The sequence below is a fragment of the Paenibacillus sp. sgz302191 genome (assembly GCF_057749925.1).
Genome location: NZ_JBYLHY010000028.1, coordinates 1 through 22,646 on the forward strand (window position 1 = coordinate 1; position 22,646 = coordinate 22,646).

General features: G+C 46.0%; 20 protein-coding genes and 1 pseudogene. 20 read left to right on the plus strand and 1 reads right to left on the minus strand.

Translation table 11 applies throughout. The features are described from left to right. From AC3G2T_RS29750 to AC3G2T_RS29760, 3 genes and pseudogenes are all read left to right on the plus strand, one after another. Positions 1 to 1,317 (plus strand): annotated as a pseudogene (locus tag AC3G2T_RS29750) (hypothetical protein); the annotation flags it as partial. Between the two features lie 378 nt (positions 1,318 to 1,695). After that, a complete protein-coding gene (locus tag AC3G2T_RS29755) occupies positions 1,696 to 4,971 on the plus strand; it encodes an S-layer homology domain-containing protein (protein ID WP_488437815.1) in 3,276 nt (1,091 codons plus the stop codon). Between the two features lie 173 nt (positions 4,972 to 5,144). Continuing rightward, positions 5,145 to 5,810 carry an S-layer homology domain-containing protein gene (locus tag AC3G2T_RS29760; RefSeq protein WP_488437816.1) on the plus strand — a complete coding sequence of 222 codons (666 nt, stop codon included), beginning with the start codon at positions 5,145 to 5,147 and terminating at the stop codon, positions 5,808 to 5,810. A gap of 28 nt (positions 5,811 to 5,838) precedes the next feature. Here the strand turns inward: AC3G2T_RS29760 and AC3G2T_RS29765 are convergent, their stop codons facing one another. Further along, positions 5,839 to 6,600 carry a stalk domain-containing protein gene (locus AC3G2T_RS29765; RefSeq protein ID WP_488437817.1) on the minus strand — a complete coding sequence of 254 codons (762 nt, stop codon included), beginning with the start codon at positions 6,598 to 6,600 and terminating at the stop codon, positions 5,839 to 5,841. A 105-nt stretch (positions 6,601 to 6,705) separates the two neighbouring features. Between AC3G2T_RS29765 and AC3G2T_RS29770 the strand changes: the two genes are divergently transcribed. The 17 genes from AC3G2T_RS29770 (at position 6,706) to csrA (ending at position 22,534) form a co-directional block, all read left to right on the plus strand. Continuing rightward, the gene (locus AC3G2T_RS29770) at positions 6,706 to 7,245 is read left to right on the plus strand and encodes a hypothetical protein (protein ID WP_488437818.1); all 540 of its coding nucleotides are present in this window, start codon (positions 6,706 to 6,708) and stop codon (positions 7,243 to 7,245) included. Between the two features lie 90 nt (positions 7,246 to 7,335). Continuing rightward, positions 7,336 to 7,611, plus strand: a complete 276-nt coding sequence (locus AC3G2T_RS29775) for an alpha/beta-type small acid-soluble spore protein (protein ID WP_474684351.1) — start codon at positions 7,336 to 7,338, stop codon at positions 7,609 to 7,611. Positions 7,612 to 7,914: 303 nt separating this feature from the next. After that, positions 7,915 to 9,126 carry a methionine adenosyltransferase gene (metK, locus tag AC3G2T_RS29780; RefSeq protein ID WP_474684388.1) on the plus strand — a complete coding sequence of 404 codons (1,212 nt, stop codon included), beginning with the start codon at positions 7,915 to 7,917 and terminating at the stop codon, positions 9,124 to 9,126. Positions 9,127 to 9,288: 162 nt separating this feature from the next. Then, entirely contained in the window at positions 9,289 to 11,892 is a 2,604-nt protein-coding gene (locus AC3G2T_RS29785) for a stalk domain-containing protein (RefSeq protein ID WP_488437819.1), read from the plus strand. An 88-nt stretch (positions 11,893 to 11,980) separates the two neighbouring features. Further along, positions 11,981 to 13,165: a sensor histidine kinase gene (locus tag AC3G2T_RS29790; RefSeq protein WP_474684349.1), complete on the plus strand. Its 1,185-nt coding sequence runs from the start codon at positions 11,981 to 11,983 to the stop codon at positions 13,163 to 13,165. Next, a complete protein-coding gene (locus AC3G2T_RS29795) occupies positions 13,143 to 13,868 on the plus strand; it encodes a response regulator (protein ID WP_474684348.1) in 726 nt (241 codons plus the stop codon). The genes AC3G2T_RS29790 and AC3G2T_RS29795 overlap by 23 nt, the downstream gene beginning before the upstream one ends. A 51-nt stretch (positions 13,869 to 13,919) precedes the next feature. Next, positions 13,920 to 14,321 carry a hypothetical protein gene (locus AC3G2T_RS29800; RefSeq protein WP_474684347.1) on the plus strand — a complete coding sequence of 134 codons (402 nt, stop codon included), beginning with the start codon at positions 13,920 to 13,922 and terminating at the stop codon, positions 14,319 to 14,321. Positions 14,322 to 14,354: 33 nt separating this feature from the next. Continuing rightward, positions 14,355 to 16,304 carry an ATP-dependent helicase ComFA gene (locus tag AC3G2T_RS29805; protein WP_488437820.1) on the plus strand — a complete coding sequence of 650 codons (1,950 nt, stop codon included), beginning with the start codon at positions 14,355 to 14,357 and terminating at the stop codon, positions 16,302 to 16,304. Continuing rightward, a complete protein-coding gene (locus tag AC3G2T_RS29810) occupies positions 16,301 to 17,098 on the plus strand; it encodes a ComFC family protein (protein WP_488437821.1) in 798 nt (265 codons plus the stop codon). Before AC3G2T_RS29805 ends, AC3G2T_RS29810 begins: the two co-directional genes overlap by 4 nt. A 285-nt stretch (positions 17,099 to 17,383) precedes the next feature. After that, a complete protein-coding gene (locus AC3G2T_RS29815) occupies positions 17,384 to 17,803 on the plus strand; it encodes a TIGR03826 family flagellar region protein (protein WP_474684344.1) in 420 nt (139 codons plus the stop codon). 110 nt (positions 17,804 to 17,913) lie between these two features. Then, positions 17,914 to 18,192 carry a flagellar biosynthesis anti-sigma factor FlgM gene (flgM, locus tag AC3G2T_RS29820; protein ID WP_474684343.1) on the plus strand — a complete coding sequence of 93 codons (279 nt, stop codon included), beginning with the start codon at positions 17,914 to 17,916 and terminating at the stop codon, positions 18,190 to 18,192. Positions 18,193 to 18,224: 32 nt separating this feature from the next. Then, on the plus strand, positions 18,225 to 18,725 hold the full coding sequence (locus tag AC3G2T_RS29825) for a flagellar protein FlgN (RefSeq protein WP_474684342.1): 501 nt from the start codon (positions 18,225 to 18,227) through the stop codon (positions 18,723 to 18,725). 14 nt (positions 18,726 to 18,739) lie between these two features. Further along, complete coding sequence (gene flgK, locus AC3G2T_RS29830) at positions 18,740 to 20,290, plus strand: flagellar hook-associated protein FlgK (protein WP_474684341.1); 1,551 nt, start codon at positions 18,740 to 18,742, stop codon at positions 20,288 to 20,290. A 35-nt stretch (positions 20,291 to 20,325) separates the two neighbouring features. After that, positions 20,326 to 21,222 (plus strand): flagellar hook-associated protein FlgL, encoded by an 897-nt coding sequence (gene flgL, locus AC3G2T_RS29835; RefSeq protein ID WP_474684340.1) that lies wholly within the window; start codon positions 20,326 to 20,328, stop codon positions 21,220 to 21,222. A gap of 23 nt (positions 21,223 to 21,245) precedes the next feature. Continuing rightward, the gene (locus AC3G2T_RS29840) at positions 21,246 to 21,812 is read left to right on the plus strand and encodes a DUF6470 family protein (protein WP_474684339.1); all 567 of its coding nucleotides are present in this window, start codon (positions 21,246 to 21,248) and stop codon (positions 21,810 to 21,812) included. Positions 21,813 to 21,873: 61 nt separating this feature from the next. Then, positions 21,874 to 22,296, plus strand: a complete 423-nt coding sequence (gene fliW, locus AC3G2T_RS29845; RefSeq protein ID WP_474684338.1) for a flagellar assembly protein FliW — start codon at positions 21,874 to 21,876, stop codon at positions 22,294 to 22,296. A gap of 4 nt (positions 22,297 to 22,300) precedes the next feature. After that, entirely contained in the window at positions 22,301 to 22,534 is a 234-nt protein-coding gene (csrA, locus tag AC3G2T_RS29850; RefSeq protein WP_474684337.1) for a carbon storage regulator CsrA, read from the plus strand. The last annotated feature ends 112 nt before the right edge of the window (positions 22,535 to 22,646 follow it).

Sequence of the window (22,646 nt, forward strand, 5' to 3'; positions counted from 1 at the left end):
GAACACAAAGGTTCCATCCGCTTGTCGAACATCACAGCGGGCCATAACGGCGTTGTAACGGTTAATGCCTACATCGCAACGTCCGGTGCGAACAGCACGGCTACGAAGTCCTACACGGTCGGCAACGTACGTATCCCGGATCACTTGAAAGTCGTCACTGAGCCGGCTAAACAAATCGTACCAGGCGGCTACACAAGCTTCGTGGTTCAAGCGATTGACCAATACGGCAAAAGCCAGGATTCCTACCTTGCAACGGACGGTCAAGGCAATGCATCGACAAACGCTACTCCTACATCTGTTTCCGGCAGCGTGTACTACTACGCAAAAATGACGCCGGTGAACACAACAACAGGCGTTCAAGCGATCACAGCGGACAATGACACTGCATCCAGCGCCGTAACAGCTGCATTCACAACGGCAAACAGCTTCAAAAACCTTCAAGCTGTGAGCGGTACTACAGGCATGGTTGAGAACACAGCGTTCAACCAAATGAACGATACGTACCGCTTGGCAACCGGATCCGGCGCGTCGGGAACGTTCGGTGTGAAAGTGGAACTGATCAAAGTAGACGCATCGGGCAATGAGAGCGTAGTTGATACCGTGACTCGCAACATCGACGTAGCGACATCGACCGACAGCCTGAGCTACAGTCTGAACAGCGTACCGGCTTTGTTCAACGCTATCGATAGCGGAGTGATCATTGACGGTGCACAATACGACACAAGCGGCACACTGAGCGCAGCGGATCAAAAAGCGGCTAATACAAGTAAACTGGCCCGCGAAGTAACCGTATCTGCAACGAATGCAGCCGGCGATACTGTAGCGCTTCCGAAACAAATTACCGCCATCACTTCTTCGAACACATCGGTAGCTCAAGTCGTGTACACCAACGGCAAAGGATATGTGATTGGTGACAAAGCGGGAACGGCAACGATCAACGTGAGCTACAAAACGAACGACGGCAAAGTGAAAACAGCAACAACAGCAGTAACCGTGAAGAGCGACGCGCTTGCGGTAGATCAAATCAGCTTCGACGATACAAGCAAAACGATCGGACTTAGCGGATTCAACGCCTTCACTGGAATGAACATCGTCGACAACTACGGCATCAAGTACGAAGACGGCGACGCGAAAATGTACAACTACCTGCTCGGCGCAGCATTCTCGGTCGACCATGTAGTGGGCGGAACGGTATCGGTAGACCAATACGGCAACGTAGTGGCAACGCCAACAAGCCCATCGACATCCGTAAGCTTCGATCTGACAGCTACAACACCAAGCGGCAAATCGGCAAGCATCGCATTGACTGCTCAATAATCAATAAGCAAGCAAAGAAGACCCTTCGGGGTCTTTTTTTGTTTGTTTATTTTTATGCAAACAACGTGTTTTTAGCCAATTCAAAATAAAAAATGATGCAGAAAAAACTTTTTTTTCATGTGACGCAACTTTTTTTCGAATACTGCGTTTAATACTTTTGAAAACAGTTAAGGCAAGAAGAACAGTTAGCCTGTTTTGGAAATGATTAAAAATAACTCTTTACGACGCTATTCGACCATTGTATAATGTGAAGTGGTATGAGTGGGTACCTATCTTTTCTTTTCTAGTTAAAGTTTACTAGTTTCCATGTGGCTAAAGGGCTACAAGCGAACTTAGTTATAATTATGCTCCAACTCTGGAAAGGGGGTGAACCGGACAATGAGTGAATCGAGCTCAAATATTGTTAGATCAAACCTACAAAATAAAGCGAAAGATATTCGAGGAGGAGAAAAAAAGGTTATGAAGAAAAGTTTATCCGTAGTTCTTTCTACAGCAATGGCATTATCCGTATTTTCTTCCGTAGCATTTGCTGATACAGCAGCAACAACTACATCAGCAACTACAGCAACAAAAACATCCGCTAACTTCACAGATCTTAAAGATCTTGACGCAGCGACAAAAGCAAAATTCGACGCTATGATTAGCGCAGGAATCTTCGACGGAATCAGCGACACTGAGTTTGGTCTGAAAGAAGAAATGAACCGCGCTCAATTCGCTAAAGTAGCGGCTTTGGTCATGTCTCTTGACATCAACAAAGACCTGAAAACTTCCAGCTTCTCCGATGTTAAATCCGACGATGCAGCTAACGGCTATGCGCTTCCTTACATCGAAGCTCTGAAAACTGCCGGCGTAACTGACGGTTACGGCGAAGGTACTTACAACCCAGCTGGTAAAGTAACTAAAGAACAATTGGCAACTTTCCTGGTTCGCGTACTGGGTAAAGATGCTGAAGCAAAAGCAAAAACTGGCGACGATGCAACAGTTGACGAATGGGCACAAGGCTATGTAGCATTGGCTCTTGAACTGAAATTGTTCCCAGCAGCTGACGGCGGTTTCGGCGGTAAATCCAACGCAACTCGCGACCTGCTTCTGACTGGCGCATACGAAGCTAAACAACAATACGTTCCAGCTGGCAAAATTTCCGTAACAGAAGCTAAGCCTACTGGCGTTAAAACAGTTGTAGTTAGCTTCAACAAACCAGTTGACACTGACAAAGCTAAGCTTTCCGTGAAACAAGGCAACACTGATGTTGTATCGACTACTAAATTTGCTGATGATAAAAAATCCGCAACCTTGTCTTTAGATGCAAATCTTCGTGCTGGTGAGTACACAGTTACGCTGAGCGGCTTGGATGAAAAAGTTGTTGATAAAACAACTGCTAAATTCACTGCTGAAAACGAAGTTGTTAAGAAAATCGACTTCGTAAATGCTAGCGATACAATCGCTAAAACTACAAGCGCAACTGTACTTGTTAAAGCTACTAACCAATACGGTGAAAATGCTTCCTTCTCAGCTGGTTCTTACACAGTAATTTTGGGCAACAGCCAAACTGCTCAAATTACTAAAAAAGACGATGGCGTACTGAAAATTACTTTTGATAGCACTAAGTCTGGTCCAAGTTCGGAATCGCAATCCAACTTGACTGTCATTCCAGTAAACATCTACTTCAATGATACACACTTGTCTGCAAGCAAAAACTTCACAGTAGGTGTGGCTCCATTCATTACAAAAATGGAAGCTGGAGATATTAAATACTCTAATGGTAAAAAAGGAATCACCAAAAAAGGTGAGACTGCAACTTTCCCATTAAATGTATATGACCAATACGGTAACCAATTAGGTTTCAAAGCTATTTCGTCAATTATCTCTGTTACTAACGGTGCAAACGATCTTGTTGCTGATGGAAAAGCACAAGTTATCTTTACACCTTACGAAGAGCTTCTGAAATCTGGTATTCAAGATTATGATAATAATGACATTCCTGCAGTTCGTGTAAGCTTAAATAACAACATTGAGAAAACCGGCGATTACACTGCTCAGGTATATCTGCAAGGTGCAGCTGCTACTACAAAAATTTCAGTGACTTCTACTGCTGTAGCTACAAAAGTGGAAATCGGTGATATCAGTGGTGGCGTGGCTACTGGAGATACAGATGTGTATGTTCCAATTACTGCATACGATGCTGATGGAAATAAATTAAGCCTTGATGATTTGACAAGCGACCAAAACGTAAAACGGATCAATGTATCCCTGTCTGGCGCATTGACAAAGAATGAAGGTGAATCCACAGAGACAACACTTGCTAAAGTGCTTCAAAGTGGTGAACACAAAGGTAGCGTTCGCTTGTCCACTATTACAGCAGGTCGCAGTGGTATTGTTAACCTGAACGCTTATATCGCAACTGCCGGTGCTAACAGCCAAGCTACAAAGAATTTCACTGTTGGTAACGTACGTATCCCAGATAAACTTAAAGTGATTACTGAACCGGCTAAGAAAATTGTAGCAGGCGGATACACTAAAATTGTTGTTCAAGCTTTGGACCAATACGACAAGAGCCAAGATAAATTCTTGACAACTGACGGTCAAGGCAGCGTTTCTTCTGGCGGTGTAACAGGAAGTGTCTATTACTACACTAAAGTTACTCCTATAAATATGGCTGATTATAAACAAACAATCACAGATGATAACGATACTGCTTCTAGTAGCGTTGCAACTACTGCGAACCTTAGTGATGCAGTCTTGAATAACTTGACTGCAGTGCCAGGTAATACTACAGGCGTTCTGCAAAACAAAGGTTTTGACAAGCTTAATGACACTTACCGCATAGCTACAAGCGCAACAGCTTCCGGAACTTTTGGAGTTAAAATTGAACTGATCAAGTTCCAAAATAACACTGCAACTGTTATCGATACAGTTACTCGTAACCTTGATGTAGCTACTACAAGCGATAGCCTTACTTACGGCTTGAACAGCGTTCCTAATTTGTTTAACGCAATCGATAGTGGTGTTATTGATAATCTCCATCAATATGATATTAATAATACTACTTTTGCTGATGGCGAACAGAAGGATGCAGGTAAAAGCAGACTTGCTCGCGAAGTAACAGTTTCTGCGACAACTGCTAGTGGCGACACAGTAGCTTTACCTAAAAATATTACTGCGATTACATCTTCTAACACTTCCGTTGCTCAAGTTGTATACAACGGTGCTGGAAAAGCTTATGTAATTGGTAATAAAGTAGGTACTGCAACAATCAACGTGAGCTATAAAACAAATGATAACAAAGTGAAAACAGCAACAACAACTGTAACTGTTAAGAATGATGCTCTTGCAGTCGACACAATTACAGTTGATGATTCCTCCAAAACAATCGGTTACAGCAACTACAATGTGTTCACTCAACTTAATGTAACTGATAACTATGGTATCAAAAACGAAGAAACAAATGCTAAGAAATACAACTATCTGTATGGTATCACATTTGGTGTAGATCATGTTACTGGTGGTACTGTATCTGTTGACCAATACGGAAATATCGTAGCAACGCCTAGTGTTAACAACGGTACAGTAACATTTGATGTGACTTCAACTGCACCAAATGGTAAAGCCGCTACAACTTCTTACAAAGCAACATACAACGGTCTTGACAATTAATATCTATAAAAAAAGAAGATCCTTTGGGATCTTCTTTTTTTATTTTAATTAAAGGACAATCCAATCCCGATCTTTATGAGAGACGCAGATAGAGATGAAAAACGATATTTGATAAATCACCTCAATTCAAAGTATAATAATGTTATATTTTGAATGAATTTAGGGGGTTAGACATGACTTTGAGAAATATCACCCGCATTGCATGTTTCATGTTGTTCGCAATTTGTATTCTTCCGTTAGCAGCATTCGCGAATACCGATAGTACTGATACAAGCAAGTTTGAAGACACGCAAAATCATTGGGCAAGCAAATACATAGACTATTTGGCCAGTAAACAAATTATTGCCGGGAAGACAGAGACTTCTTTTGCCCCTGATGAAAGTTTGACTCGGGCTGAGTTTACAGCCATGTTGGTAAAAGCGATGAACACCGGCTCGCAAACATCTGTGACGAAGCAAACATATTTTCAAGATGTGAATCAAAGCGATTGGTTTTATCCGTATATTACGGAGGCTACACAAGAGGGGATTATTGGCGGATATGAAAATGGTACATTTCAGCCGGATAAAGCAGTAACAAGAGTAGAGCTTGCAAGTATACTGGTACGGGCTCTTGAACATAGCAATATTGGTCTATCCATTGGTGATGTAAGAGAAAAGGAATTGCTTGGCCAATACAGCGATCTAAAAAATCTTTCCTGGGGCAGGAAGGAAATCGCGGAAGTTCTTAATGCTAAAATTATGAACGGTTTAAATGATGAATTATTTGGCCCCAACGAGCAAACAACACGAGCTCAGGCTTCCGTTGTTATTGTACGTTTTTTAAACTTGATTAAATAAGGCAGTATAAAGCAGTAAAACCCTTCTATTATGAAGGGTTTTTACTGCTTTTATATTTGGCTGCTATAAGATCATGAATGCATTTGTTGGTAAAGTTTAGGTTTTTCTGGGTTATGGTTTGAGAGTTTAACAAACTAATTTTTAAACTATTTGTTATTTGGGTGTCATTAGACTTAGACCGCCAAAGAGTAATCAGGTTTCTTGTTTGGCTAAGCTGTATTAGCGCATTGGATTGATTCGTAAGAATGTCTTTGATAGAATTATTGATTTTAATATCATTGATTCTCTCGGTAGCAAACGCTAGCGATTCTTTATAAAGATTATTTAGGTCTTCGTAGTCGCTATCCGTCAAATGATCCTGATTAATTGTCAAATCCGAATCCGCATACTGCTGCAATCTTACGGCAAACATCAAGAGTGCCATATCCGTATCGCTCAGCCATTTGTAGGTGTCTTTAAGAATTTCGAGGTCGTCTTTTTTTATATTTGCATCATTTTTGGGTGGGGTTTGGGTAACTGGAGTTCCGGCAGCTTTATCTTTTACTGTTACATTTACACTGTAAGTTGCATCGTTCCATACGGCTTCGACGCCGAGTTCCTTCAATAAATAAATCGGGACCATAGTTCTTCCGTTGTAATTAATGGCGGGGACATCATCGACTTTTAGTTCTTTTCCACTAGATTGTATGCTTACTATGGGATTTCCTTCGAAACTGCCGTGATTGGTAGAGGCATTGACGCTGCTGGATATAAAGAATAAAATCAAAGTTGCGGTTAGTAACCTTTTCACCGGAATCACTCCATTTTGTCGAATATAGTTATAAAGTATACTTCAACAAAAGGATAAGAATTTCCTTTATATTACCAGATTTTTTAATGACAGGAGTGCACAACTATGAAGAAGAAAAGAGTTCTTGCGACAGCTTTTTCGGTTATTTTTTTATCGACGTCTTTTTTGTCCGTATCAAAAGCCGACGCTCCAATGCCAGGATCATCGACGGATCCGGTTATTACCAAGAGTTATTTTGATCAAAATACTTTAAGCGAAGCAAAGGTGAAAGAACTTATCGCTTCGGCGCTTGCTAGTCAGGGCGATACGTCCAGCGGCACAAACGCAGGTGGGAGTGCGACTTCATCGAATATGAACGTAGTTTTGCTAAAATCCGGACAAACTCTCTATGCCGGCAGTGGCAGTGAGTTTATTGTGCGAACGGGCAAAACTGTTGTAGTGAGCAAGGATGGTGAGGGTGTGCCCGACGTTACTGCTGGCAAAGATGTGGCAGAGGGAGCAGCTGTGGAATTAAATCATTTGCTTATTTTTCCGCGCGAAGGCCGCGGTATTAAACCGAGCCCGAAAAATACAGCAGACATTTATGTCATGGTGCGCGGCAGTTATCTTTTACTCAATGCTGACGGCAGTACAGTGACTCCATAATTTTACCCCAGTTGACAACATCTTATGAGTTTTCGGCATCTGCAATCTAGCCATACTACAGTTGAACACAACTTAAGGAGGAGAATAGTTATGGCTAGAAGCAATAACGTCAAGGTTGTTCCCGAGTCGAAGAAGGCGCTGGATATCCTTAAGTATGAAATTGCAGAAGAGCTTGGATTGCCTGTAGGTAAAAATGCCTATGGTCTCGGCAATACGGAGTTTGCTACCGAGCTAGGTTCGATCCCCGCCTCTTCCATAAAAGAGGATTACTGGGGCCATATTTCTTCCAGGGATGCGGGGGCGGTCGGGGGCAATATTACGAGACGGCTGATCCAAAAAGCGGAAGAGACCCTTTTTACTTTGTAGGATAAAAATTGTTATGATTCTATTAATTTCACATGCTTTCGTTGACACTAGACAACAAATGCAGTAAGATAATTAATTGAAGGTCAATGCCTTTGCAGCCTTTTCCACCCGGAGAAGGTTCATTTTTGTTATAAGACAACTATTCTTTATGTCGGAAATGTTTATTTTTTACACCGCACCAGCGAGTAGAATACACATTCCGGTCAGCATGAAAAGCTGCTGATTAAAGCGCGAACGAATGATGGCAAGAGGCATCAATTGGGGGCTTTTCATACATACTATGATTATAGGAGGATGAATGACATGGCACTAGAACGTGGACGTCGTTTATTTACATCCGAATCCGTAACAGAAGGTCATCCTGATAAAATTTGTGACCAAATTTCTGACTCGGTATTGGATGCTTTCCTTGCAAATGATCCGAATGCGCGCGTAGCGTGCGAGGTATCCGTTGCAACGGGTTTGGTATTGGTAATTGGTGAGATCACTTCCAGCTCTGAGTATGTAGATATTCAAGCTATCGCAAGACAAACGATCAAAGAAATCGGGTACACTCGCGCTAAATATGGTTTTGACTCCCAGACATGTGCGGTTTTGGTATCCCTGAACGAGCAATCCCCTGACATTGCGCAAGGCGTCAACAAAGCGCTTGAAGCAAGAGAAGGTACAATGTCCGATGAGGAAATCGAAGCAATCGGCGCAGGAGACCAAGGTCTTATGTTCGGATTTGCGGTTAACGAGACTCCGGAGCTTATGCCGCTGCCGATCTCGATTTCCCACCAATTGGCGCGCCGTCTGACTGAAGTTCGCAAGAACGGAACTCTTCCTTACCTGCGTCCCGATGGCAAGACTCAAGTTACTGTAGAGTACGATGGAGACAAACCGGTTCGCGTTGACGCGATTGTCGTTTCCACGCAGCACAGCGAGGAAGTAACTTTGGAACAAATCCAAAAAGACATCAAAGAGCATGTTATTAAGCCTATCGTGCCTGCGCAACTTTTGGATGATAATACGAACTATTTCATCAACCCGACTGGCCGTTTCGTTATTGGCGGACCTCAAGGGGATGCGGGTCTTACAGGCCGTAAAATTATCGTCGACACCTACGGCGGATACGCTCGCCATGGCGGCGGCGCTTTCTCCGGTAAGGATCCGACAAAAGTTGACCGTTCCGGTGCATACGCTGCTCGCTATGTTGCCAAAAACATCGTAGCCGCGGGTCTCGCCGACAAATGCGAAGTTCAATTGGCTTATGCAATTGGCGTAGCAAGACCAGTTTCGATCGCAGTGGATACTTTCGGCACAGGCAAAGTTAGCGAGGACAAGCTTGTCGAGCTGATCCGCAAGCATTTTGACCTTCGTCCAGCCGGTATCATCAAGCAGTTGGATCTACGCCGTCCGATTTACCGTCAAACGGCAGCTTACGGTCACTTTGGCCGCAACGATCTGAATGTTCCATGGGAACGTACGGATAAAGCTGAAATTTTAAAAGCGGAAGCTTTAATCAATAGCTAAGATTGTCAAGAGGCCATCCCTCAACGGGATGGTCTTTTTTTGTATTTTTTTTCAATCATATAAATACAACGGCTGCTGCTCCGTAACTTTTTCAATAGAATCAGAGTCTATATATTTGTTAAGTTCAGATAGTAGACTGATAGAGGAGAGTGGAAAAGCAGCATGAGGTTACGGAAGCAGTTGGGGATTGGAGCGCTGGCTTGCGCATTGTCATTGCAGATGGTTATAGGAACCCCGGTCAGGGCGGCTGATTCAACATTGACGTTAAGTTCGCAGGAGACGATTACTTCTGGAGCTATTCTCAAAAATTACGTTTGGTCGACTGCGAGAAACAATAAGAATGTATCGGTGAATGCGAATGTCATAGAAGTAGATTTAACAAACCCCAATGTCAAGATTGACGCAATGGCGGGAACGAACAATCAGTTCACGAAAAACCAGAGTGTGCTGGGTATGGCTAGGGATACCGGTGCCGTGGCAGGGATTAACGGGGACTTTTTCGATACAACGGCAGAAGGAGCTCCTGAAGGGGCGCAAATAACCAATGGTCAAATCATGTCAAGCCCGACTCAGACATCCGGAATTTATTCGTTTGCGATTACGAAGGATAATCAGCCGATCATTGATATTTTTGATTTCAAAGGATCGGTCACGGCCAAAGACGGAACAGCTTTCGATCTTACGGCAGTGAACAAGACGTATTATTGGGATGAAAGCGGCACGCCAATGATTGCGAACGGTCTGCTTTTGTATACGAATGCTTGGGGAAATCAGCAGCGTGCCGTGGACGGAACGAATGTTCCTACGGAGGCATTGGTTCAGAACGGTGTAGTAAAGGAAATCGAAGTAGATACAAACGTCAAAATGATTCCTCCGGCAGACGGTTTCATTCTCAGAGGCTCGGGGCAGGCGAGAGATTTTATCGTCAACCATCTTAAAGTCGGGGATAAAATTACGGCAAAATACGATATGATCCCGCATGACGCTTCCAAAACGTACGACTGGAAAACGTTCAAGACGATGATCGGCGGCAGCACACTGCTTGTCGATGAAGGGAAGCCGAGTTATTTCACACGGAATGTGAATGATTTCAACGGCTACACGCCGCGTTCCAGAACGGCGATCGGCTATTCCAAAGATATGAAAACCGCATATATTCTTACATCCGATAGGAGCGGCGGCAGCCAAGGAATGACGCTTCCCGAGCTCCAGCAGTTCATGATCCAGGCCGGCGTATGGCGCGGTATGATTCTGGACGGCGGCGGATCTACGCAGATGGTATCGAGGCCGTTGGGAGAAACGGCGCCAAAGCTGACGAACAAAACCGAGAATGGCAATCAGCGCGCGGTAGCGAATGGTGTCGGCGTATACTCGACAGCTCCCAAAGGCCAGCTGAAAGGACTTATTTTAAGGGGAGCGAACGTATTATTTAAAAACGAGTCCAGTACATATCAATTCAGCGCCTATGACGACTATTACAATCCAATGGACGTATCTTCGATTGTCCCGCAATGGAGCAGCTCCGGGTCCGCGGGAACGTTCAAAGATAATGTATTTACGCCGGCGCAAGTGGGCAAAACGCAAATTACCGCGACGTCCGGAAAAGGTTCTGCGTCTATGGACGTAGAAGTAGTAGGACGTGACCAGATCGCGTCCATGACTTTTAGCGCAGGCGGATTTTCATTGACGGAGGGTGGGGATTTCAGGCTTCCTATTACAGTAACTACGAAAAGCGGTTTAACGAGAGAGCTGCCTGCCGCTTCGGCGGATTGGGAGCTTAGCGGAATTCAAGGGAAAATTACCGGCGGTGTGCTGCATGTGGATAGTACGGCAGGCAGCCAGGGAGCCCAGGTTATTGCCAGATATGACGGCTACAGTACAATGGTCACATTGCCTGTAGGTCAAGAGAAGATTTGGTACGACCTGGATCATAACGCGGTAATGACGAATGGAGACCAATATCCGGCTGAGGTCGTCTCCAACGTCAAAATAAGCCAAATGAACGGCAATAAAAACCTGGAAATCTCTTATGATTTTACCAAGGGCTCAGGTACAAAAGCGGCTTATGCCAGATTTGACGCTCCGAATGGGACGCCAGTAGACGGTGAACCGCAGTTTATTACGGCGAAAGTATATGGCGATGGAAGCATGAACTGGGTGCGTGCAGAGTTTGTGGATGCCGACGGCAAGCAGCAGTTGAGAAGCTTTACGGAGAATATGAATTGGACCGGATGGAAAAAGGTAACTGCCGATATGTCGGGCCTGAAGTTTCCCGTAACATTGAAGAGCGTATACGTTGCCAATCCAGCTATTGGACAGGATGAAAGGGCGTCCAAAGGGAAAATTAATATTGATGACATCTCGTTCATTTACAAAGGACAAATGGCTCAGCTCCCAAAAAATCAGGTGAAGCTGAACGTAAATAAAAAGCAGGTAAGTCTGAATAACAATCCGATGACATTGGAACAAGCGCCGGTCATTATTAATGGGAATACGATGATACCGATTCGTTTTGTTACGGAAGCACTGGGCGGCAATGTAAAATGGGACGATAAAGAGCGCAAGGTAACGATTATTCGCGGAGACAAACTGATCGACCTATGGCTCGACAATCCGGATTTGATCGTGAATGGGGAACGCGTGACTGCGGAAGTAGCCCCGCGGATTATGAACAATCTGACTATGGTGCCTCTGCGACTAATTTCCGAGAAATTAGGGTGGAAGGTGGGCTGGGAACCTATAAATCAAGGCATTACGCTGGAATAAATAGTGCTAGAAGTACACTTCAAAACTGTAGAATTATGTTACAATATGGGGTAGACCAATTTCGTTTTCATAAAGGAGCTTGTTCCATTTGCAGCCGGACGCTATAGATCGTGTCATAAAAAACGCCATTAACGTCATGGAGAGCAGCAAGTATCAAATTTTTGAAATTGCTGAAACGTCCCGCCTGGAAAGAGAGGCTCTTGTTCGCGAATTGGCAGAAATTAAAGAAGAGGCCAGCATTACTATCGAACTAGTGGATAGGTTGGAAAAGGACTACAAACGATCCCGTATTCGTCTTACGGAGGTAAGCCGCGATTTCAATCGCTACCGCGAAGAAGATATCAAAACGGCTTACGAGGCCGCGATCGCTCTCCAACTGGAGCTTACGATCGCACGCGAAAAAGAAAACCATCTGAAGGCGCGGCGCAACGATCTTCAGCAGCGCGTCAAAAATGTGGACAAGCAAGTGGAACGGGCCGAAACGATAGTCTCCCAAATGAATGTCGTACTTGAATATTTATCCGGCGATTTGAACCAGGTTACCCGCATATTGGAATCAGCAAAAAATAGACAATTGTTCGGGCTGAAAATTATTTTGGCCCAAGAGGAAGAACGCAAAAGAATTGCCCGGGAAATTCACGACGGTATGGCGCAAACAATGGCCAATGTCGTGCTTCGCACCGAAATCGCAGAGCGAATGCTGATGAAGCAAGATGTATCTGCAGTCAAAGAAGAACTAATAGATTTGAAGGGACAAGTCAGAGGGGGGCTTGAAGAAGTACGCAAAATTATCTTCAACCTCCGCCCTATGGCGCTTGACGATTTGGGAATTGTTCCTACATTGCGCAAATATGTGCAGGATTTTGAGGAGAAGCACAAGATCCGTACGCAGTTTAATCTCGTAGGCAAAGAGACCCGTATTCCATCCGGATTGGAGATCGCGATTTTCCGCCTGGTGCAGGAAGCTCTTTCTAACGTGATCAAGCATGCCAAAGCCACTTTCGTATCTGTGGAGTTAACATTGGAGCCCGAACAGGTTCAGATCTATGTGGTAGACAACGGTGTCGGATTTGATGTAGCACAGATTGAGCAAAGAATTGCTAAGGGAAACAACTTCGGTTTACTTGGCATGCGAGAGCGTGTGGAGCTGCTGGAAGGTTCGATGGATCTGGACTCCGCAAAAGATTCAGGCACAAAAATTACGATGCTGATCCCTATAGGCGGCGCAGAGAACAAGGAGGAAAATCAGTATGGACAACACGGCGAGTCATAAACGCAATGTAAGAATTATTATTGCGGATGATCACCAGCTCTTTCGTGAAGGTGTCAAGCGGATCATTAATATGGAAGAAGACATGGAGGTGATTGGCGAGTGCGGAGACGGTATACAAGTTATTGAACTTTGTAACCAGATCACACCGGATATAGTTCTGATGGACATCAATATGCCGCTTGAGAACGGGGTTGTGGCGACTGAACGGTTAAAACTTATTTTCCCGGATATCAAGGTCATTATTTTGTCTATTCATGATGATGAAAGTTATGTATTCGAAACATTGCGTAAGGGGGCATCCGGTTATTTACTAAAGGATATGGAAGCGGAGTCACTGATCAATGCGATTCGTTCCGTCGTCGCGGGTCATGCTTACATTCATCCTAAAGTGACGGGCAAGCTGATTAATCAACTGAGAAGAATGACGTATTTGGATGACGTAGGCGTAGTGGGCCCAGGTCAAGGAGTCAAGGATTCCGGTCTCAAATATATACATAATACGAATAGCCCGCTCACCAAACGCGAAGCGGAAGTGCTTCGTCTGATGGCTGAGGGCAAAAGCAACAAATTGATTGGCGAGTTTCTCTACATTAGCGAGAAAACCGTAAAAAATCACGTGAGCAGCATCCTTCAGAAAATGGAAGTTGACGACCGGACGCAAGCGGTTATTATCGCCATTAAAAACGGCTGGGTGACTTTGTAGGAACCCCCCCTCCCTCCACCGCATACAATGCAGGTAAGGGAGGGAGCCGCCATGTGGATCGGATTGCTTTGGATAGTTGGCTGCTACGGACTCAGCATTGCCGTGCTTCATATCTTGTTCGGCAGCCGCAAGGCCAGCAGCAAGAAAGCAGCAAGAGTTCTGCTCATTACCAAAAACAATGAAAATCAAATTGAATGGTATATTCGCTCATTGTTCTTCTTTTCGCGGGTCAAAGGACGGGAGCTGCAAACAACCGTTATCGATAAAGGCTCGTCGGATGATACAATGAAGATCATTGAGCGATTATCCCATACTTTCCCGCTGGAGATCTGCAGCGATTCCAATTATGAATCTGTGGATCATTATTTGCACCAGCATGAGATGGAAGCTGTCATTGTCGTAAATATCAGCAATAGAGAGGAACTTATCGAGATTCCGTTTGTCATGCAGTAACCGTTTACTTTACAATTGAAAGCCAGGTGAAGAATGAAGGCTCAACTTTATGCGCTGCATATTGGGTCCAAGCTGGAGTGGCATCTTACGATCCACGCATACACCGACATTCATTATTGGTTCGAGCAATACGCTGCCGACGCCGGCATCGTCATGCTGGAACCTTTTATTTCGTTAGGACAAGCTATACAAATGCTTAACAAGCTTGCCTCCGAAACCTCTCCAACGTCAATCCATTCTCAATCCCTCGAGTATATCAGCATTCTGCGTCGCGCCGCCGAAGCGTGCGGCATGACAAGCGGCTCTTACGCGTCGTTTCACCTCAAACCCATCGATTACGGCATGTGGAAGCAAGGCATGTTTCCGCGTGTTCGACTGGATACCGATTTTTACCGGAATATGGTCCGCGCCTGCAGCGGCAGGTCGCTTCTAGCCGAAGAACTCCAGCAGCTGCTGGAATATTTGGGAGCCTCAATGAAGCCGGATGACTGGCTGCCCTATATTCAACTTGCATTTCTGAACAAGGATGTCATGGTGACGAACGGCTTCAAGCTCGATGAACGAAGAGACTGGCGCCGGGGCTTTCGGAAAATGGCCTCATACAGCTGCAAAAGATGCGGTAGCGGTTCTGAACGCATGTTTTGGTCGGCCTGTGTGTACTGCGGGCAGGAGTGCCCTTATTGTGAAGAATGCCTGACGATGGGCAGGACGCGCTGCTGTTCTTTGCTCATTCAAGGGGTTGCCGCTGAAATGGGCGGTAGAGAACGGTCCTCCGCGGAGGATGTTGATTATCAAGCATATTTGCAGCCGTGGGGGCTGAGCAAAGCTCAAGCGGCCGCGTCGCTGGAAGGGCTCCGCTTCCTTGAGGATGCCCGGGGGAGTCGCCCGGGCGGCGGCACGGGTCGGGGAAACCGTCCGAGCGGCGGCGGGAGCCAAGGAAGCCCCCCTGAAGACGCTGGTCGGAGGGTGCCCCGCAGCTTTTTGATCTGGGCGGTGACGGGGGCTGGCAAGACGGAGATGATTTTTCCTTTTATCCAGCGCACGGTTGCTGCCGGAGGCCGGGCGCTTGTAGCGACGCCGCGCAAGGACGTCGTGCTGGAGCTGCAGCCGCGGATCGGCAAAGCATTTGCCGATTGCCGCGTCGTCACTTTGTATGGAGGCAGCGAGCAGCGCTGGGAGCAGGGGGAGATTACGATTGCCACCACGCATCAACTGCTGCGCTTCCATGAAGCGTTTGATCTGGTGATCATCGACGAGATCGATGCTTTTCCTTACCACGGCAATCCCATGCTGGAATATGCCGCCCGCAAAGCGTGCAAGCGCAGCGGCAGCACGATCCTGCTTACGGCGACGCCGCCGCGCGCAGTCCGCAAGGCTGCCGAGCGCGGACGGCTGCCGCACGTAAAGGTGCCGGCGCGGTTTCACCGAAACCCGCTGCCGGTACCGCAGCGGTTGTCCGTTCCCCCGCTGCGCCGGTGCGTGGAGAAAGACACAGTGCCGCACGCTTTGGCGGCACAGCTGCAGACATCGCTGGAGCGGGGAGCGCAGCTGTTTGTGTTTGTGCCCAACATCAGGCTGGTTGAGCCGATGGTGGAACTGCTGCGCCGGCGCCTGCTGGCGGGGACGGAAGAGCCGGCGTCCCGCGTGGAGGGGACGTCGTCCAAGGACCCGCTGCGCGTGGAGAAGGTGCAGCGGTTTCGGAGCAGGGACATACGGCTGCTCGTCACGACGACGATCCTCGAGCGCGGCGTGACGGTGCCGAAATCCGACGTGTTTATTGTCGACGCGGATTCGGGTCTTTTTGACGAAGCCGCCCTTGTCCAGATGGCAGGACGTGCCGGCAGATCGCAGGAGGATCCGGCAGGCAAGGTTTATTTTGCGGCAAAGGAATGGACGAAGTCACAGAAAGAGGCGGTGCGCCAGATTAAGCAGATGAACCGGATTGCCCGTAAGCACGGGTATTTGAAAGGGGGAGATTCGTGATCGATCGGCCATTGTGGAAAAGTTGGGCGAGCCGTGCCGCAGGCGCCTTGCACTCGCTGCTGAGCCCCGGCAAGGGGGAATGCCTGCTTTGCAAGCAGACCTCCGCGGCGGTAAGCGGCAATGAGCTGGGGCTGTGCAAGTCCTGCTACCTCAGCATCCCCTGGATTCGAAGTGCGCTTTGTCCCACCTGCGGGCGAGGAGAGGCTTGCCCGGACTGCGTGCGGAGGAAGCAGGCTTATTTTGTAAAAAGCCGCAGTGCAGTCAGATATGACGCCGCGATGAAAGAATTACTCGCACGATATAAATATCGCGGAGACGAACGATTGCGCGCTGTCGTAGGGCAGATGCTGGTTCATGCATACCGCTTGCTGCAAGCCGAGACGGATTGTGCGAAGCCGGGTCGAGGAGAGGTTCAGCGGCTGATAACTTTTGTACCGGTCAGCGAACGAAGGCTGCTGGAGCGCGGGTTTAACCAAGCCGAGCAAATGGCAGAGGAACTAGGCCGGAGGGTGGGCATCCCGGTGGTCCCGATGCTGCATAGAGCCAGGCATACGGACAAGCAGAGCTTCAAGAACAGAAGCGAGCGGCTTGAGGATCTGCAGAACGCTTTTGAGGCGGACGCACGCTTGTCGGAGCGGGTTACGGGAGCTGTGAGGGCAGGTACGCCCGGTGCAGCGCCGGTCATTTATGTCGTTGACGATGTCTATACGACCGGCAGCACGTTGAACCAATGCGCGAAGGCGATCAAGGGTTGCTTGACCGCAGAGGTGTACGGATTGACTTGGGCCAGGTAGGTGTTAAAATTGAATGACCCGATTTTAGAGGATACTGGATTTCGAAGATGGAATAAAGAATGTAGCTATCAGGAGACGTGAGTAAGTCGGCCTTCCTTCGTGGAAACATTTGGGGATAAGTTCATTTCCGGGTGGATTTCGATGTGTTGGATGTGCTTGACAAATTTAGACGATAGAACTCGAACTTTAGAGATTCTTGTTGAATATTATTAGGAAATGGTATCCAACTACTGATAAGTAAGGTAAAATGAAGATATACGAGAATAGTGATTAGGGGGCTGACCGATGAACGCTGCCAATTGTCCAAATTGCGGGAAGTTGTTTATGAAAGGAATTCACGATATTTGTCCAGCCTGTGTCAAACAGATGCAGCTGCAGTATGATAAGTGCGCGAAATATTTGCAGGAAAACAGGCAGGCCTCTTTGCAGGAGCTTAGCGAAGCAACGGAAGTGCCGATCAAACAAATAACGAGATTTATTCGCGAAGGGCGAATTTCAATTGCCCAAAATGTGAATATGTCTTATCCTTGTGAAGTATGCAGCAGATCGATTCGCGAAGGCACAATGTGCGAGGAGTGCCGCCAAAAGCTGGCCAAGGATGTGAAACGAATGCAAGAGAATGAAGCTCGTGTCCAAGAGACTCCTGCCCGTGGTTACAAAGAGGGATTTAATATTAAGGATCGATTGAATGATAGCCGGCAATAAATTTTATTTTTATATGCGAATGTATTCATTTTTTTATATTTTCGGCCGATAATAGTACTACACGTTATCGGTCTATTTCTATTTTTTGAATGAAAGGCAGGATGGTTCAATTGAACATCAACGAATCTCGACGAATCGGAGCCGTTAATAACTATATAAAATCCAGCGATTATAAAGCGGCTGAGAACATCGGAAAAAAATCCAAGCAAAAAGATGAAATCGTCATTTCTTCCGAGGCGAAGGAACTGCTTGAAGAGGCTTACAGTGCGAATCGGACGGAGTCACAGACTCAACGCCTGGAAGAACTCAGAAATAATATACAATCCGGAACGTACAAAGTGCCGGCGGATAAAATCGCCGAGAAATTGTTGCCCTACTTCCGGTTATAAACGAGAAAACAAGAAGAGACAGGTGATCTGCGTTGTCGCTTGAGCCGGTTATTACAACTATGGAACAGTTGATTGATATCCAAGACTTGCTTTTGGAATTGGGCTTGCAAAAAAAAGAAGCTCTTATCGTCAATGATGTGGAGCTTATGAATCAGATTGTACTCAAGGAAAGCAAGCTGGTCAAACAAATGGAAGCCCTTGAGAAACAACGAGTCATGGAGATCGGAACTTATTTGATTTCCCGGGGATTTTATCCCAACCCCAATGTAACGGTCAGCGACTTGGCCAAAGTCGTGTTCAAAGCCGAGGATAAAACGGCTCTTCAAACTTTACAACAGTCATTGCTGCTCAAGTTGAATGAACTCAAGAAGATTAACGAACTGAATCAGCAAATGATCAAGCAATCGCTATCGTTCATCGATTATTCGCTGAACCTGATCACAGGAGACGAGGGGGATGATTTGTTTTATAGCAACCCTGTCCTGCATCGGAATCAGTTAAAAAGAACCGGTTATTTCGATACCAAAGCATAAGGAGGAGAACTGTTATGACTTCAACCTTTATGGGATTAGAGACGGCAAAGAGATCGTTATTCACACAGACTGCTGCTTTGAACACAACCGGACATAATATTGCAAATGCGAATACGGAAGGGTATTCCAGGCAAAGAGTCAATATGGTTGCGTCCATACCGATCGAGGCTCCCGGCTATATGCGCTCTAATGCGCCCGGGCAATTGGGTACTGGGGTCGAGTACACGTCTGTTACAAGGATTCGTGAAAATTTCCTGGACGACCAGTACCGTAATGAGAACAAAGAATACGGGAGCTGGACCATCCAGCAGGATACGCTTTCGAAGCTGGAAAAGGTTTTTAACGAACCGTCCGATTCAGGCTTGCAAACGGTATTGAGCAAATTTTGGAACGGCTGGTCCGATTTAAGCAAAAACCCGGAGAACCTTGATGCCCGTAAGATTGTCAGCGAGAATGCGATGGCGCTAACGGACACTTTTCATTACGTAAGCAAGAGTTTGTCCGATCTGAGCAACGACTTGACAACAAACGTAGGCGTAGAAGCAGCTAATATCAATAACAAAACGGCTCAGATAGCAAGTTTGAACGATCAGATTAAAAAAATAGAAAGTCTCGGGGATGACGCCAACGACTTGCGGGATCAGCGGGACTTGCTGACTGATCAGCTTTCCAACATTGTGAACATCAGTGTGCAGCGAACAGATCAAGGCTATACGATCTCGATGGGGTCCACGAACTTGGTTACCGGAGATACCGCCAATACGATTAGCAATACCACACTGGAGCAAGCCTATACCAGCGGTGATCTTACCAGCGGTTCAGTCTATGGAATGATTAACTCCAGAGACAAGATTGTTAAGGACTACCAGACCCAATTGGATACGTTGGCGAACACGTTGGCAAACGGGCAAATTACAGTTACTATTCCAAAAGGTTCTGTACTTCCGGAAGGAACGATACTCAATGGGGTAACGTATTCCGGCGCTTCACGTACGTTGACAAGTGACTTAACGGTTCAGGTGAATGGTTTGAATGGCCTTCATAAGCTTGGATATATCTCCAATAGCACGACCGTTGCCGGCGACTTCTTTACTTCCTCGGGTGGAGGTACGATAACGGCCTCAAACATTCAACTGAATCCCGCTATTCAAGCTAATGTAAGTCTGATATCTACGTCCATACGAACATCGACTGCGAGCGGTACCGAATCGCCGGTCATCGGCAACAATACAATGGCTCTTCTGATTTCCCAATTGAAAGACACGAAATTTGAGTTTGGAACCTCCGCCAGCTCAAACCAGACTACTATTGGCAGTTATTATAATTCGACGGTCGGCCAACTGGGCGTCCAGGCTGAGGGAGCCAATCGTATTGCCCAGAACCAGAAGGCATTGATTGATCAAGTAAACTCAAGTCGCCAGTCCGTAAGCGGGGTTTCGCTTGATGAAGAGATGTCCAACTTGATCATGTACCAGCATGCTTACTCCGCTGCTGCGCGTGTAATGACCACCTTTGATGAAAATTTGAATAAAGTGATTAACGGTATGGGTAGAGTAGGGCTTTAGATGGTTGATAAAGAAAGCTTCCGGGAGGTTTAATCATGTCATTGCGTGTAACCCAATCCATGACCACGATGCAATTGCTGGGTAATATCAACAATAACTTGTTGCGCATGAACAATCTTCAGAATCAGGAGTCCACAGGGAAAAAGATCAATAAACCGTCCGACGATCCTGTCGGAATTACATTTGCACTAAGATATCGCAGCGAAATCTCCTTTAATGATCAGTATCAAAAAAATGTAGATATGGCCAAGTCTCAGGTTGAACATACGGACACCGTATTAGGCCAGCTTGGCGATCTGGCTCAACGGGCTAATGAGCTGGCAACAAGAGGGTTGAACGGAACGAATCCGCAATCGGCTTTGGACGCCATTGCTGAGGAATTGGGTCAAATCTATGAGCAAGCGGTCACATTAGGCAACGATCAACTTAATGGGAAATATATTTTTAACGGACAAAAAACAGACATCAAGCCTTACACAGCTGCAGGAGCGATGACGGAGTCAACCGACTCCGGCGAGATTCTCTCGCAGTTCGCAGCCGGTGTGGTTATTCCTACTAATGTTACCGGGAATGAAGTGTTCGGCCAGCCATCCGATACAGATAACTTGTTTTCAGTTTTGAAGGGACTTCAGAATGCTTTTTCAACAGGCGATCAAGTTACTGCAACGGCGTTGTTCGATAAGCTGGGTTCAAGAATAACGAAAGTTCTTGAAGTTAGGTCGGAAGTTGGCGCTAGGGGCAATCGTCTCGAGCTGATTGATAATCGCACTAAGGATATGGACCTGAACTTAAACAGCCTTGATGCTTTGACGGAAGACGCCGATATGGCCGAAACGATTACGAAGCTGAAATCGGAAGAAAGCGTTTATCAGGCTTCTTTGTCGACCGGGGCAAAGATCATACAACCGAGCCTGCTGGATTATCTCCGATAAGTAGTTTGCAAGGAGGTTTTTAAATGAACCTTTTACGTTTATCGATTAGCCAAACTTACGGTCAGATTGGCATTAATACACATAATGCCAGTCAAGAGACGGAGTCTAAGCGCGGAGAGTTGTCCATTGAGCAACCAAAAGCTGAAGTTAGCATACAACAACCGGCAGGTCAATTGGAAATTGATTCGACGGCAGCCTGGAGCGCGCTGGCTGAAGGTCCGCATTTGCAATTCATGAGCAATATATACAGCCAGGGCTCGAATATTGCTCTTCAAGGAATTGCCAGGATAGTGGAAGAAGGGAATCGGATGGCGCAAATTACGAACTCCAAAAATGCCTTTGCCGAAATTGCTTATGACAATATGCACGCTCCTAATCCGGTGGAGTATGCTACCGAGGCTTCCAATATGAACGTGAAGGTATATTATCAAGCCAACGCGCCTATTATTCAAATCGATCCGCAAAAAGCCATCATTGAATATACGCCTAAAAAACCGGATATTCAGTATAATCCGGGATCGGTGGAAATCTATATGAAGCAAATGAATTCCATTGATATCCAGGTCAGCCAATATGATTTTTACAAATAAAAAGGCAATGCTATAGCCAAGGCTATAGCATTGTTCTGTTTCGTGGAAGGAGCCCGAAAAGATGTTAGCTGTACTACATGATTCCGTTATTCAAATGCAGGGAAGTATCCTTGGATTCGATACGCTCAATGAATTTCAAATTTCAATCGTTGAAGAAAACGAACAGTTTGCCTATATGCAAAGCTTAACCGAGCCGGAGATATCTTTTTTAATTGCATCGCCTTTTTCTTTCCATGAGCGGTACTCGTTTGAGCTGGAGGAAAAAGTAAAAACAGCCTTGCAGGTCGAAACTCAGGAGGACATTTTTGTTGCGGCCATCATTACCATTCATGAGCAATTCGCAGAATCGACGATTAACTTATTAGCCCCGATCGTCATTAATATTAGAACGATGATTGGGAGGCAAGTCGTCCTTCCGCCGCAAAGCGCATACAAGACAAACGAACCTTTGTTTACAAGCAGCCTGATAGAGAGCGGTGAATAAACGGATGCTCATACTTTCCAGAAAAAGGGGTCAATCCATACTTATCGGCAACAATATTGAAATTTTGATTTCGGCAATTGATGGCGATCAAGTTAAAGTTGCTATTAAGGCGCCGCAAGAGATTAACATTCTGCGAAAAGAAGTATACGATTCGATCCAATCCAGCAACATAGAAGCGGCAAAAGTAAAAATCGATCCCGAGCAGTTGAAAAATATGGCGAAATTCAAAAAAAAATAGCAAGAAGCCTAAAAAGCTATAAACTAATCAACCGGCCCTTCCGATATATAATAATGTAAGGCTTTAAGCCTACTCCACATGGAAGTGGAATTATACATTCAGGGAGGAAATT